The organism is bacterium (Candidatus Blackallbacteria) CG13_big_fil_rev_8_21_14_2_50_49_14 (assembly GCA_002783405.1).
In the GTDB taxonomy this organism is placed as follows: domain Bacteria; phylum Cyanobacteriota; class Sericytochromatia; order UBA7694; family UBA7694.
This window is the reverse complement of sequence record PFGG01000037.1, coordinates 1-13,471: the sequence shown is the minus strand read 5'-3', so window position 1 is coordinate 13,471 and position 13,471 is coordinate 1. Positions and strand designations below refer to the sequence as shown.

Here is a 13,471-nt window from a genome sequence, read left to right as displayed (position 1 = left end):
TGTCATTTTTTGCCTCGCTGAAAGGGCCATGGCCTGCGTTGCGACAAATGAATCTGTTATCATGAAGCAGAGTTTCCCTGGGAGAAGAGCAAGCGATGGGTCAGGTTTTGGTTACCGGTGCGGGTGGATTTATCGGCAGTCATCTCTGCGAAGCGCTTGTTCGTTCGGGTGTAAGTGTCCAGGCTTTGGTTCATGCCGGTTCTGGCTTGGGGTGGCTCGAAGATTTACCCGCCGAGATTCGTTCTGAGCTTGAAATTATCTCTGGTGACGTACTTGAACCCGAAACCCTGCGAAAATGGGTGGTTGGCAAAGATCAGATTTTTCATCTGGTTAATTTACAACTCAAAGATTCAATTTTGCATACCCATCGTTTTATTGATACGCATGTCACGGGCACTTTGAATCTTTTACATGCAGCGCTTTCTCAGGATTGTCAGGTCATTCACGCTTCAACCTCGGCGGTCTATGGCGCGCCGCTCTATCTTCCGATTGACGAGAAACATCCCTTGCAGGGCAGCTCTCCTTATCTGGCCTCGAAGGTGGCTGCGGATATGTTGGCAGAAAGCTTTTATCGTTCGTTTCAACTCAACCTGAATGTAGTGCGTTTTTTTCCTCTTTTTGGCCCCCGCCAGTCAGAAACTTCTTTGTTGCCCTGGATTTTGGAGCAGGTTTTAGATCCCCTGATAGAACAGGTGATCTTGCCTTCTCTGCAAGCATCGCTTGACCTCAGCCCTGTTGATAACGCAGTCTCAGCTCTGTTGGCGGTGGCCCAGGCCCAACTGGCGGGTGAAACTTTAGACTTTGGCATGGGCCAGGAAATTTCTCTGTCTGAGCTGGCCAGCAGAACTCTCGCCCTGTGTGAGGTCAGCAAGCCGATTCTTGAAGGCCCGGTACTTGGCCTGGATCAAAAAATTTATACACATTTTTCCTGTGATCTGACCAAGGTTCGGCGTTTATTGAATTGGCAGCCTCCCTTGGATCTTGAACAGGGCTTAAAATCGACGGTGGCCTGGTATCAGGCGACCTCCCGTTCTCAAGCATAAAAAAAGAGGCTTCTATCAAGAAGCCTCCGGGGAGGGGAAGATTCAGGCCAAACCCTAGCGGGCTTGCATGGCCTGTTCGCCAATCAAACTGGCGAGATTGGGGATGTCAATAAAGGGATTGCGATTGCCCTGTTTTTTGAAAATCAGTTCGTGGCGTACGCGTTCGCGCTCATCAATCGGATCGATTTGTTCAGACCATTCTTTGAACATGCCCAAACGGTTGTTCCAGAAATTGCGAGCATCGAAATCGCCACCGCGGATATTGCGGTCGTTATAGCGCAGCCAGAAATACATCATGGCTCGGGCGGTATTGCCTTTTTGGGTATTGGTGGGTTCAAACACGGCATCTGCTCCACCAAAGGGCGTGATGGATTTATCTGTTTCAGGTGCACTGCTTGCACTCAGACGGTTGCTGCGTACAATCAGTTTGGAGCCCGCTGAGGTTGAATATACGATTTTACCTTCGTTGGACATGCCAAAGGGATGATGTCCGCGCATGCCATTGGGTTTGCTCAGGGTGGGGAACAGATGGTGCATATCTGAAACCATGGGCAATTGCTTGCTAAAGAAAGATTGGGGCCAGGTATGCTCGCAATTGACAAAATCGCCAGCGGTGCCATCCTTGTTCAGGTCGCCCTGTTCGCGGTAATCATTGCCATTTCCACCCCTGCCCAAAATAAACAGGTTAGAGTAAACGCCCACAACACCTGATTGATTGCCATTGGCAAAATTATCCGCAGTGCCATACATATAAGCGCGGGCTTCACCATAGCCTAAGGCTGTGGTATTGCGAGAAATGATGGTGTGCAAGGCTTGAAACAGTTCAGCACCGGTTTTACCACGGGCTTCAGCATAATAGCTTTGCAATTGGGGGGAGAGCTGGGCAAACCAGTCGCCACGGGGAGCGGTGCGGGATGCCGCTTGATAGCGGGCTGGAGAGAGAAGCGCCTGTTGGTTCAGGGCGAGATTCAGGGGCTGGCTTTGGCAGGCAGCCAAAATAACCAGGAAGCTGGAAGCGAGTGCATGACGGAACAAATTCTTCATCAATGGACAACCTTTACTTGAGCTTATCTTAATTAAAACCCTTACGATCCTCGAATTCAACCCTTTTTCTGTAACATTATGGTTAAGTTGTGGTTAAGTTGGGCTGAGAATTTACTGAGAATCCAGATGATAAGGGGTTTATACTGGGTGGTTACATTTGGGATCTATGCTCGCCTCATGAATCAACGCGGTTTTCAATCCTAATCTTGGAAAAATACGGCTTGCTTTGAAAATCTGCTCTTATCCTGAATGGTTTTGAGCCTGTGTTAGAATAACTGCAAAGATTTCCGTGGAGGCACTTATGCGAACAGTTTTGATTACAGGCGGTACCGGGGGATTGGGGGCTGGGGTTGTTGAGCATTTTCTGGCCTTGGGAGATCGGGTTCTGGTGACCGATGTGCGCCCTGCTTCTGCTGAATTTTTGGCGCGCCCTGAAGGGCAGGAGCTTCATGCTTTTGTTGTTAATGGCACTTCCAGTCAAGATTTAAAACATTTTGCAGAAACACTCAAAAGCCGTTTTGGCGGGTTGGATGTTTTGGTAAATGTAGTCGGAGGCTTTTATTGGGGCGCATTCAGCGAAACCCCTGAAAGCGAACTGGATAAAATGTTGAATTTAAATCTGCGCACCTGTTTCTTGACCACTCAGGCATTTTTACCGCTGCTTCAGGCTTCAGCGGCTGGGCGGGTGATCAATATTGGGGCCCGTCAGGCTTTTGCGGGGGCTGCGGAAGTGACAGCCTATGCCCTCTCCAAAGCGGCAGTGGTGAATTTTACCCAATCTTTGGCCCAGGAACTGCGCGAAACCCAAGTAACCGTCAATGCGGTCGTGCCGAGCATTATTGATACGCCCCCCAATCGCGCCAGCATGCCGGAGGCGGATTTCAGCCGCTGGGTTCAACCTGCGGATTTGGCACAGGTGATTGGGTTTTTGGCTTCTGCTCAAGCACGGGCCGTGAGTGGCGCGATTCTGCCGGTTTATCACAAGGCCTAAAGTTTAAGCGTCTGCTCCCAAAGCAGATCGCCTTCAGCACTGAGCAAAACCAGCGTTTCTGAATTGGCTGCAGAAACCAGAATTTCACCACTGGGCAGGGGTTCGCAGTGTACTGGGCTGCTGAAATGACTGTCGGCTGGCGGGTGCCAGCTGCGCAGCAGTCCCCCTGCCGAATTGACCCAGAGCAGACGGTTATTGCCGCTGTCGGCGATTAGGGTTTCCCCCTGGGGCAAGCGCCGTACACACATGGGCTCACACAGTTCATCGGGGCCAGAGCCGGCAATTAAAAGCGAACCATAGCTCCAGAGCACCTCTCCAATGCGGTTGACTTCCTGAACGGTGTGCAAAGCGGCATCGGCAAAGAGAATCGTTTCTGAAGGGGTAAATTCAGCATAATAGGGGCTGAGAATTTCGTTGGGAGTGGTATGTTCCCAAAGCAGTTTTCCCTCAGTGTCGACCGCGATCAGCCTTTGATTGCCCTCATCGGCAATCAGGTAAAAACCATCCTGGGTTTTTACCGCTGAGCGGGGTTGCTGCAGTTCCAGGCGGTGATCTCCCCATTCATGCAGAATTTTCTGTGTTTGAGGATCCACCAGCAGAATCCGATCATTGCCGGTATCACAGACCAGGAGATTTTCTTCAACCGGGCTGAGACGAAAAGGCTGAAAGAGGTGAAGGCTTTCACCCCAACTTGTCTGCAAAGCTCCTTGGGGGGTGAGTCCGACAATTTTTTCCTGCAGGGGGCTGATATAAAAGAGCGGGGAGGTATTCAGTGTTAATGGCTGTACTTCTTCCCTGACTTCGTTCAGAGCCCGCTCTTGCAGATTCATGGCTTCGCGTTGCTCTGCCAATTTGCGCAGGCGTTCGGCAAAATCAGGAAACTGTTGGCAAACATGTGCAAACGAAGCCCGATCCAATTCATAGAACTGACAGTATCCCAGGGTTTTGACGCTGGCATTGCGGGGCTGCTCAAGTATTACGGCCATTTCACCAAAAACGTCGCCCACACTCAGTTCATAATCGGGCAGGGGGCTTTCGTCGATATAAACCCCTACCGCTCCCCGGCTGATAAAAAAGAGCGTGTCGCCACTTTCTCCTTGATGAAAAACCTCCTGTTCAGGCAGATAGGCGACAGGACGTAAAACCTTGGCCAGGGTATCGTAAAAGGGGGCTTCTCCCCCTGCGAAAAAGGCAAGTTCACGCAGTTTATTCACAGCCATTTTCGATTTCAATCGGCTTAAAACATCCTGGTTGCGTGAGGTTTTCAGTTGTTGAGAGAGCAGTTTGCGTTTGTGGGCAATCACCCTTAATTCCCGTGCCAAAGCGGGGAATCGTACAATCACGTTTTTAAAATCGCTGCGCTCCAGTTGCAGCAACTCTAGCTCACTGCGGGCTTGAACGCCAGCACTGCGGGGTTCACTTAAAATCAGGGCCATTTCGCCAAAGACATCCCCGGCTCCCAGCGTTGCCAGTTTGCTTTGACTGTCTTCTTTGATGACATCCACCTCTCCCTGGGCGATAAAAAACATCGCGCTTCCCAACTCTTTTTCATGCAGCACCCATTCGCCTTTGGGAAGGCGCAGAGGCTTGAGCTTTTGTGCCAAGAGTTCAAGCATTTCCATATTTGCATCCGCTAAAAACGAGACCTGCTGGAGCAGGGCGATATGGGGCGAAACAGGAGCCTTGGCAGGGCCTTGCCCTTTCTTTTGGGTGACCTGACGCAGGTTCTCTTTGTGTGAACGGGGCAGGGGCGAGGTCCAGCGTATTTTTTTGAGTTCGGGCTGAATTTGCATCCAGTAGTGCGTGCTCAAGAGAATCACGTCGCCAGTGGGGGTATACAGTGCGGTTTCTGGCACGGGAGCTTTTTCCATAGCGGGTGTGGGCTTCTCGGGAGGCCAATAGCTGAAATGCGAAAGCAGCTCTGCTTGATTGAAAAGCAAAATTTCCCTACGCTCTGCGTCGATGATCTGAACCGTGCCTTTTTTGAGCCGACGGGCTGAGATCGGTTTCTTCAGCCCTTGCTTGCTTCCCCAAACAAACAGAATTTCACCCTGCATATTGATTTCCAAGACCTGTTCCTGATCCGTGATCAGGCAGGTTTCTTGGGGCGTGAGCTGAATATCACGGGGGGATTTGAGTTCCAAACCTGTTTCTGGGCCCCAGGCATAGCGAATCTTCTGTTCACGATCCAGGGCAATGATGCGGGTGGCTTCAACGATTAAAAACAGATCTTCGCCATTTTCCTGAGAAAGACTGCTCAAACGGGGCTGATTCAGGGCTATTTTGCTTTCCCAACAGATTTTTCCCAGGCTGTTCAGTTCCAGGATTTTTCCTGCCTGATCGGTCAGGAGGTAGCGGTGATTGGGCAGAGAGAGTGCGTGTACAGGCTGTGTAAAGCCCGTGCTTTGTGCCGGATGTGACCAGAGCGGCTTGTGCCAGTTATTCAAGAGCATCAGTTCAGCGCTCTCGGGCTGACAGATCAGCAATTGTCCCTGCAAGAGGTGGTCAAAAGCCTCGCTGGAGGGACTGAGGTGGGTCGCTTCAGATGTCTTTTGCGGCGCTGTGATTTTAAACCCACAGGCCTGACAGAGTTCAGACCCCTGGAGCGGAGCTTCACAAATCGGGCAGAGCTTTTCGGGGCTGAAGGCTTTGGCCTCGCCCGCCATCAGCGGGCCTGTGGCCTGCACCAGGGCATCGCGTGTGATCAGGGTTTTTAAGTGGTATTGGCCTAAAATACCATCCACCTCAGCCATGACGGCATATTTCTGTTCCAGTTCGAGCTTCAGTTCATGGGCGCACTGTCGCAGGCGCCTGATTTCAACCGGATGCACGCGCAGATGGGTCAGCGTTTCCTGATAAAAGGCCTGAACCATCAATTCTACCAGCGCATTCTCAGCTTCTGCTGGCAGACTGATGGGAGGAGCCTGACGCTTCAGCAGTTCGGCACTTTCTGCTTCACTGAGGGGGGGCGCAAGGGGTGCTTGGTAGGCAGGAGCTGATGCTTTTTTTTGCGTGCTGGGGGCTGCGGCCAGAGGGCTTTGCATCCGCCGGATTTCTGCAGCCGGAACTTTGCTTTCAAGCCAACTGTTCAGGCTGCGAGAGGCTGTTTCCTGCAAAGGATTGGGCAGACCGGTGACCAGTGCAGCGGGCCTGCAGCCGTCTTTAATCGCAAAACGGCGAATGGTTTTAATCGTTTCGGTGCGAATCACGTTGACCACGGGGGTCAGGGGGGCTGGTTCATCGAGGCTGGTCAAGACGCTTAAATAGGCTTGATCGGGGCTGAGATGCATGAGATCGGTAGGGGCGTCGCTGACCTGACTGAAGGCATTGCCTTTGAGATTCAGTTCCTGAACGATTTGAAAACTTTCAATCTCAAAATAGAGCAAACGCAGACTGGGCTTGATCACCAGCAAAAAGAGGTAGCGCGGATCGGGGGCCAAGACTAGATTCCCCAAGGTGCCCAAGCCCGTTTGCAGGCTGCGTATGCGAAAAGAGCCCAATTCCAAAATATGCAGATTGGTGGTGATCTGATCGGTCAGGTAGGCCCATTGTTCGTCGGGGCTGAAGGTGATATTGATGGCCTGCAGACTACCTGCCGGGCGAATCGGAACCTTGGCCAACGAACGCCCCGTGAGCAGAGAGACAATTTCAACACTTCCTGCCTTGCGGTCGCTGAGCAGCAACAGGCGTTTACCAGGTGAAATAAAGAGATCGCAAGGATTAAATTCAGCTTGGGAGGAATGTCTGAGATCAAAAGCTGCAAGACTGGCTCCAAGAAAGGGTTGATCTGGGCGGCTGAAACCCAGGCTGATCTCGCCTGAATCGGGAATCAGGAATTGGGGTGCGTAGGTTTCAGGCAGGCTGAACCATTCCAGCAGGCGGCCATCTTCAGGGTTCAGGCCAATCATGTCTCGGCCCCAGCTAGCCTGGTTTTTTTGGGGAATCGGAATTTCGAGTGCCAGACTGTTTTTCAGTTGCAAATCGGGAAAACTGCGCAGACACAGACTGCCGGTTTCGAGTGAAATTTCGGCTTGGCGACCGTTTAAACTTTCCAGAGCCTGATCCCAGGCCTGTTTTCGGGCTGTTAAAATCTCCTGCCATTCAGTGGGGCTGAGCAGCCCCTGTGCAAGCAGAGACTCCTGCAATGCTTGTTCCCGAGAAGAGAGAGAAGGGAGTTCCATTCGTGACCTCTGCCATGCACTTGGGCAAAATTTTTAGCTCAGCATAACATACCTATGCAAAAAGCTTGAAAAGGACATGCTATAACCAAGTTTCAGGAATTAGCTCCGGTTCGAGTCCGATTAAGCCTTTGCTGAGCAATTCATCTAAGTTGCTGAGGGCCTTGATTTGAGCCGACAGTTCAGCAGGCAGAGAATCTGCCTGTGAAGAAAGTGCTGAGGCTTGGTTGTGCAGGTTTTCACGCAAGCGATGTATTTTCTGGGCGGCTTCGCGGCATTCGGCGCGTGAGAGTCCTTCAAATGAGACGGGCTCAAGACCTACTGCCTGGTAAGCGGCTCGAATTTGGGGGCTGTAAACCCGATTAAAATTTTTGGCAATATTTTTGAAATAAAGTAGGCGAATACTTCGGCTCGCAGCGCTTTGCAGCGTGAGGCGGTCTTTCTCGCTCAAGTTGGGGGTATTGCCCAAAACCAATTGAATATTGGAATTGAGTTCACGTAATTCTCCGTGTTGGGGGTCTGTAACCGCTTTGTCCTGTAGGTAATAGTCTTCTATGCGCGAATTCACAGCGTGAATGAATTCAGGCAGATTTTTTTGGGCTTGTTTTTTACTGTCCATGAGGTAGCCCTGTGAAGCGGTCCAGGTAGCGACATTTTCACCTTTTCTGAAATTTTGAAACAGCTGGGGGCTCAATTTTTCAGAGTTTCCGCGTGTGGCTGATTCCCAGGTTTTGAGATGGGGAACAGCACCAGAAGCAGAACCTGGAGCTGAACCGGCATAACCCATAAAGGTTTTTAAGTGGGGAAATGCCCTTTGGTATTTTTCAGCATGCAGGGCATGCCCCGCATTGCAGGCCGTAATCGCGATATCTTGAATCTGAGCCGCTGCCTTGGGTAGAATACGGGCCAGGTTGAGAATATCTTGCATGCGCAGATTGGCCGTGGGCAATTCTTCGCCTGTACTCAGGCCAAAATAACTCTCTCCAGTACTGTGACCTGAAATGACCAAGCGTTCTGGAATGGCCTGTCCTTTTTCAGCCTTGGCAAAGATACAGATCAACTTTGCCATTTCGTCGCGGGCATTGACAGCCATTCCCGGTGAACTGAGCAGATCTCTTAGGGCCTTTGTTTGTGGCTGGGGCAGTTGCAGTGCTTTGACAAAGGTTTCAATATCTTCGCGAAAGAGCAGATTGAGAGATTGGCCCTCAACGCTGATCAAAGCGCCTGTTTGATGACTGAGTTGGTCAAATAGCTGCTCGCTGAGGTCTGCTGGGAGTTGCAGTTCTGCAATCTTTTCTGAAAGCGCTTCGCGACGGGTCACAAAAGCGGCTGTTTCACTCTGGCTCTCGCCTTCTTCACTGAACAAGAATTGTTTGACATAGAAATCGATTAAAAAGCTATTGAGTTTCTCTTCAGTTTCAGGAGGCAGTTGAAGCTTTGAAAGGCTTTCTGAATCAATCAAAGAAACACGGGTCTTGTTTAAGACAATCTCATAATGGGCTTGGCCTGGAATAGGATGAATCGGGGCCGTGCTTGTTTTTTTTAGGGCTTGGGTTTCAAGCGTACTGCTGCCATTCAGACCTATAAATAGAATATCATCGAGCAGAGGCATGGCCAGCGGAAGCATTTGGGGAGACTTGAGTTGCAACTGATCGGTTTTTTTTAGGGCTGTTTCAGTACGCTGAGCTGAGCTTATTGGGTGGGTACTTGCTGTTCTGGGCTGTGCCTGATTTGTTGGGCAGGTGAGGGTGGCTTGCGGGGCTGTTATCTGTAAATGTAGATCTGTCATTGTTTTCTTATCTTTTGCTAAAGGCTCATGTCTTGGTTATTTTTCGGCCTTTAAGTTCATTTTAAAATTCTCAAAACAGTGGATTTGAATTCTGCTTGAACTTCTGTGCAGGAAATCTCCTCCTCATCAGAAAGAGGCTGTGTTATGCTAATCACCATTGACGCAGTGCATTGAAATGGTTGGTTCCGGCATGCACTTTGAGCTGCAATGTAACAGGCGTCGGCAGGAAAGGCCTGCTCTCGCTATAAAATCACGGAGAATGCATGGTTTTTCAAATCCTGAGTGCAGTGGCACTGGTTGTCCTGATTCTGGTATTGATGGGAGAAGGGGCTACCTGGGTTCGTATTCTCAAAAAATCTTAAAGTGATAAAAAAGCCCCCCCCCTCTCTGGCGGCTTTTTTTTTAGAGATCTATCTCTGCTGACGGGCAGCTTGAATCAAGCCTTGATACAGCCGTGCAGAGGGGCGCCACTGACGCTCGGCATTCAAGAGCCCAAAACGGGGCTCAAACCCATCGGCCCATTCAAAATTATCCAAGAGACTCCAGTGAAAATAGCCTTTGATTGGCAGGCCTTCTGCCAGGGCCTGGCTGAGAACCCGCAAATGTGCCAGTAAAAAGGGGCCACGCTGTAAATCTGATGCATCAGCCAGGCCATTTTCGGTGATATACAGGGGCAAATGCCCGCTCCATTGGTCTGCCAGCCGCAACATTTTCAAGAGGCCTTCGGGGTAGATTTCCCAGCCCAGATCGCTGAGCACAGCCTGGGGGCTGAGTAAATGTGCTCCCTGGGCATTGACCTTGAAACGGGTATAGTAATTGATACCTAAAAAATCCAACCAACCCCTGTCGCTTGGCGGCAGTTGTAAACTGATTTTGCCTGCACCCGGCACCCAAAGCTTGAGGACGCCTGTGATCAGGGCTTCAATAAAGGCTTGGTTGAAGATTTTGTTTTGAAACCGGCTTTGGGCCTGATCGGCAGGGTGCCAAGGGCGATAGGGTTCTAAGAGCGTCAGATTTTTGGCAATTCCGATTTGTGCTGTGGGTGATTGGCGCCGGATTTGCTTTACTGCCAGAACATGGCCCTGAAGCAAATGCAAAAAAACCTGTAGAGCCTTCCTGCGTTCTGTTTGAAAGGGGGGCCAAGAGCCCTCTTCATAGCTTTTAAAGGCATAGACCACGGGTTCATTCACGCTCACCCAATACTTTACATACTTGCCAAAGCATGTGGCTATGCGGCCGGCAAAGCGCTCAAAGGCAGGCAGTATTTCAGGGTTGAGCCAGCCTCCTCGTCGTGCCAGCCAAAGGGGCAAGGTAAAATGAAAGAGGGTAACCATGGGGGTCAAGCCTGATGCCTCTAGCTGATTAAACACCTCGTGGTAGTGCGCCTCTGCAGCGCTGTCCCAAACGCCTGGCTCTGGTTCCAGCTTTGCCCATTCCAGCGAGAGCCGAAAGGCATTGGTTCCCAAGGCTGCGGCCTGTTCAATATCCTCTGCGTAGCGTTGCACGTGATTGCAGGCTTGGCCTGCGTCGATTCCGGCTTCACTCCAATCATTTTGAATGCCACCTTCGACCTGGTAGGCCGAAGTGGCTGTTCCCCAAAGAAAATCAGGGGGGAAATTCAGCGGAAACATGGCCCATGTATCCAGGTGACCAATGAGTAACGCTCGCCAGTCAACACGGGGCGCACTTCGTGAATCAGCCAGGCAGGAAAGAGCAGCAGGGTGCCTTGGGCGATGTTTAAATCCTTTTGGGGGGGGTAAAAGATCAGTTCGCCTCCGCTGAAACTCTGGGGGTCAGAAAGCAAGGTCACGGCGCTGAGCTTGCGTGAAGAAAGTTCTGCCCGGCCCAAATCGGTATGGGGCGCATAAAAGCCATTTGGCTCGTATTTCAGCACCTCAGGGGCCAGAAAATATTGAATGCGAAAACGGAAACAGCGTTGATTCAGCTCATTCAGAACGTAATTCAAACGTTGGTATAGCCAATGGGTCTCGGGGGTATCCAGAATGCTGAAAGTTTGAGTTTTGCGTTCCTGAGGGCGCAGTTCCACCCGGTCCTGCGCAATGTCTTTGACACGCGCCGGTTGAAAGCTATTTGGAAGGGTGCTCAGGTTTTTGCACTCTGCAGCGGAAAGAAAGCCAGGCCAGCTGGCTGCCTGATCGAGCAGGGGACTGTTATTAAAGGAAGGCATTCCGGCCCAGGGCCCAGGTTTGTAAAAAGCGGAACTGGCCTGTCTGTACCGGGTGAATTCGGGTCATAAAATAGGTGGGGTAGATCAAAACTCCGCCCAGACTTTGGCGATAGGTGCGTTGTGAACTGCTGCCAAACTCGATCAGACCCCCGGTATAACTGTCGGGATCTGAAAGAAAAATAAGCAGTTTGATTTTTCGCAGTGAAAACTCGCCTTGGCCGACTTCCAAATGCCAGTCTAATCCTTGTTCGGGTGCCAGGGTGACACGTTGGGTTCCTGCCAGATTTTCAATCTCAAAATGATAGTATTTTTGATTGATAGTATGAATAATTTTGCCCAGGCGATCAAAAATCCAGTTGTTTTCAGGAATATAGGGGAGCAGTTCAGTGCTGAAATTGGCTTGCTGATAATAGTCCGGCATCTTCTGCCGTGTTTGTTCCTTAAACAGGGCTGAGAGATTGGGATCGGTGGTTAAAGTCAGAATTTTTTCACAATCAGCGGGTGAAAAAACATCTGGGTAATACATGGCCCGCATCAAATCATCGTTGATTTCAAAGCCTTGAGGCGTCGTTGTGGTTTTTTGTTCTTGCATGTGTTTACCTGAAACAGGGGCCAGTAATCCAGGCCACCAGACTGTGTCGAATTCCTTGGGTCACAGGGCAGACCTCATGGGGCATATACGAAGGAAAAACCACGAGAGATCCTTGTTTCTGTGGCACTGCCAGACCTTTGGGTTTGAGAACCAGATCTCCGCCCTCGTAATCTTCGGGAGAGCTTAAAAAGGTCACCATGGTCAATTTTCGGTTGGAAATAGCGCCTGTCCCAATGTCCACATGGGTGCCATAAAAGCCTGTGTTCTGATATTCCAGTAATTGGAGATCGCTCATCGAGCGCAGGTCAAAATGGTAATAATCTCGGTTGACTTGGTGAAGTTTATGAATCAGGCGACCGTAGATCCATTCAAACTCAGGGCGGCGTGGAATGGCTTTGTTCAGGGCGTTGCGATGCTTCAGATTCAGTTGGCTCAGGCTTTTTTCAGGGTTATGGTAATTGACTTCGGCCTGATAAACCGTTAAATCGAGATAGGTGATCTGTTCACACTCTTCAACGCTGAAGAAGTTCTCAAATACGAATTCCTGACTTAAACAGGCATTCTGACCAGAAGTTTGATCTGGAGCAACACCACTAAAAGAGCTGTTTTCTGTACTGGTTTGCATGCCCTGTGCCTTGCTGAAAATATGCTGTAGTATACTATATTCTGATGGCCACAGAGAATCAGGGCAAGGAGAATACCATGCAGAAGAAATACAAAAATTTTCAGGAATTCTGGCCCTTTTACGTGCAGGAGCACAAACACCCACTGAACCGGAAATTGCATTTTCTGGGAACGGGCCTGGCTTTGGGCTGTGCTACGCTGGCCGCTTCGCGGCGGCGTCCCCGCTTGTTTTTGCTGGCACCCCTTTTGGGCTATTTCTTCGCCTGGATGGGGCATTTTGTGGTTGAAAAAAATCGCCCCGCGACGTTTAAATACCCCCTCTTTTCCTTGCGTGGAGATTTTAAAATGTTTGGCATGATGGCGACAGGGCGTATGAACGAAGAAATTCAACGCATACTTCTGGAGGCTGAATCAGAAGCTGACTCAGCAACTCAAGCAGAGCAGCTCCAAACCGAAGAGTTTGATGAATGGGCTGATTTGGATGCCTTGGAAGAAGATGCAGAGGATTTGCCTGATTATGTCTGAATGTGCGATTCAAACAGAAGTGATTGAACTGGCTCAATTTCTTAAATTGGCAGATCTTTGCCAAACGGGAGGCGAGGCCAAATATGCCATTCAAAATGGCGAAGTGATGTTGAATGGCGAACTTGAAACCCGTCGCAGTAAAAAATTACATCCAGGCGATGTCGTGGCCTACCAAGGGCGCGAAGTCAAGGTTGTCAAGGCCTGAAATTCTACTGCGAGTGGCTTGTGTTTTTGGTATAGTGCAGATAAATTTCGTCAGGCTGTGAAAGGATTTCCCGTGACGACTCCGCCAGCTAAAGCAGCAGCGGCTTCTGTGCAAACGCATACGGCAACCCGTTACGTTAGTTGCACAAGGCCCCGTCCGGGCCATGAGAGCGAAGCTCTCGGTGTGTTCCTATATCAAGGACACCCAAGCGACTTTACGTTGCGCGGGATTTCAGCGCAACAACCTCATGTCGATTCTATTGTCAAGGAACAAAGCTTAGGCAAAGCCCAAG

At 50.4% G+C, this 13,471-nt stretch carries 11 protein-coding genes; 4 read left to right on the top strand and 7 right to left on the bottom strand.

What is annotated here, in order from left to right; translation table 11 throughout:
• Positions 1-95: 95 nt before the first annotated feature.
• Positions 96-1,043 (top strand): NAD-dependent dehydratase, encoded by a 948-nt coding sequence (locus COW20_08415; GenBank protein PIW48690.1) that lies wholly within the window; start codon positions 96-98, stop codon positions 1,041-1,043.
• A gap of 54 nt (positions 1,044-1,097) precedes the next feature.
• Here COW20_08415 and COW20_08410 read toward each other — a convergent pair whose 3' ends face one another.
• Positions 1,098-2,087 carry a hypothetical protein gene (locus COW20_08410; protein ID PIW48689.1) on the bottom strand — a complete coding sequence of 330 codons (990 nt, stop codon included), beginning with the start codon at positions 2,085-2,087 and terminating at the stop codon, positions 1,098-1,100.
• A 301-nt stretch (positions 2,088-2,388) separates the two neighbouring features.
• Between COW20_08410 and COW20_08405 the strand changes: the two genes are divergently transcribed.
• Positions 2,389-3,078 (top strand): NAD-dependent oxidoreductase, encoded by a 690-nt coding sequence (locus COW20_08405; protein ID PIW48688.1) that lies wholly within the window; start codon positions 2,389-2,391, stop codon positions 3,076-3,078.
• Here the strand turns inward: COW20_08405 and COW20_08400 are convergent.
• The 6 genes from COW20_08400 to COW20_08375 form a co-directional block, all read right to left on the bottom strand.
• Positions 3,075-7,259, bottom strand: coding sequence for a hypothetical protein (locus tag COW20_08400; protein ID PIW48687.1), 4,185 nt, complete (start codon positions 7,257-7,259; stop codon positions 3,075-3,077). The two genes, COW20_08405 and COW20_08400, sit on opposite strands and share 4 nt — an antisense overlap.
• Before the next feature lie 79 nt (positions 7,260-7,338).
• A complete protein-coding gene (locus COW20_08395; protein PIW48686.1) occupies positions 7,339-9,045 on the bottom strand; it encodes a hypothetical protein in 1,707 nt (568 codons plus the stop codon).
• 410 nt (positions 9,046-9,455) lie between these two features.
• Positions 9,456-10,676, bottom strand: a complete 1,221-nt coding sequence (locus COW20_08390; GenBank protein ID PIW48685.1) for a glycoside hydrolase family 1 protein — start codon at positions 10,674-10,676, stop codon at positions 9,456-9,458.
• Positions 10,664-11,233: a hypothetical protein gene (locus COW20_08385; GenBank protein PIW48684.1), complete on the bottom strand. Its 570-nt coding sequence runs from the start codon at positions 11,231-11,233 to the stop codon at positions 10,664-10,666. Before COW20_08385 ends, COW20_08390 begins: the two co-directional genes overlap by 13 nt.
• On the bottom strand, positions 11,220-11,825 hold the full coding sequence (locus COW20_08380) for a hypothetical protein (GenBank protein ID PIW48683.1): 606 nt from the start codon (positions 11,823-11,825) through the stop codon (positions 11,220-11,222). Before COW20_08380 ends, COW20_08385 begins: the two co-directional genes overlap by 14 nt.
• 4 nt (positions 11,826-11,829) lie before the next feature.
• A complete protein-coding gene (locus COW20_08375; GenBank protein ID PIW48682.1) occupies positions 11,830-12,450 on the bottom strand; it encodes a hypothetical protein in 621 nt (206 codons plus the stop codon).
• Positions 12,451-12,527: 77 nt separating this feature from the next.
• Here COW20_08375 and COW20_08370 point away from each other — a divergent pair, with 77 nt between their 5' ends.
• Positions 12,528-12,974 (top strand): DUF962 domain-containing protein, encoded by a 447-nt coding sequence (locus COW20_08370; protein PIW48711.1) that lies wholly within the window; start codon positions 12,528-12,530, stop codon positions 12,972-12,974.
• Positions 12,967-13,179 (top strand): RNA-binding protein, encoded by a 213-nt coding sequence (locus tag COW20_08365; protein PIW48681.1) that lies wholly within the window; start codon positions 12,967-12,969, stop codon positions 13,177-13,179. The genes COW20_08370 and COW20_08365 overlap by 8 nt, the downstream gene beginning before the upstream one ends.
• Positions 13,180-13,471: the final 292 nt, after the last annotated feature.

Bases quoted from the DNA above. Each gene is read 5' to 3' on its own strand.
- COW20_08385 (PIW48684.1), bottom strand. From the start codon at position 11,233: ATGCCTTCCTTTAATAACAGTCCCCTGCTCGATCAGGCAGCCAGCTGG.
- COW20_08380 (PIW48683.1), bottom strand. From the start codon at position 11,825: ATGCAAGAACAAAAAACCACAACGACGCCTCAAGGCTTTGAAATCAAC.
- COW20_08405 (PIW48688.1), top strand. From the start codon at position 2,389: ATGCGAACAGTTTTGATTACAGGCGGTACCGGGGGATTGGGGGCTGGG.
- COW20_08365 (PIW48681.1), top strand. From the start codon at position 12,967: ATGTCTGAATGTGCGATTCAAACAGAAGTGATTGAACTGGCTCAATTT.
- COW20_08400 (PIW48687.1), bottom strand. From the start codon at position 7,259: ATGGAACTCCCTTCTCTCTCTTCTCGGGAACAAGCATTGCAGGAGTCT.
- COW20_08375 (PIW48682.1), bottom strand. From the start codon at position 12,450: ATGCAAACCAGTACAGAAAACAGCTCTTTTAGTGGTGTTGCTCCAGAT.
- COW20_08410 (PIW48689.1), bottom strand. From the start codon at position 2,087: ATGAAGAATTTGTTCCGTCATGCACTCGCTTCCAGCTTCCTGGTTATT.
- COW20_08395 (PIW48686.1), bottom strand. From the start codon at position 9,045: ATGACAGATCTACATTTACAGATAACAGCCCCGCAAGCCACCCTCACC.
- COW20_08370 (PIW48711.1), top strand. From the start codon at position 12,528: ATGCAGAAGAAATACAAAAATTTTCAGGAATTCTGGCCCTTTTACGTG.
- COW20_08415 (PIW48690.1), top strand. From the start codon at position 96: ATGGGTCAGGTTTTGGTTACCGGTGCGGGTGGATTTATCGGCAGTCAT.
- COW20_08390 (PIW48685.1), bottom strand. From the start codon at position 10,676: ATGTTTCCGCTGAATTTCCCCCCTGATTTTCTTTGGGGAACAGCCACT.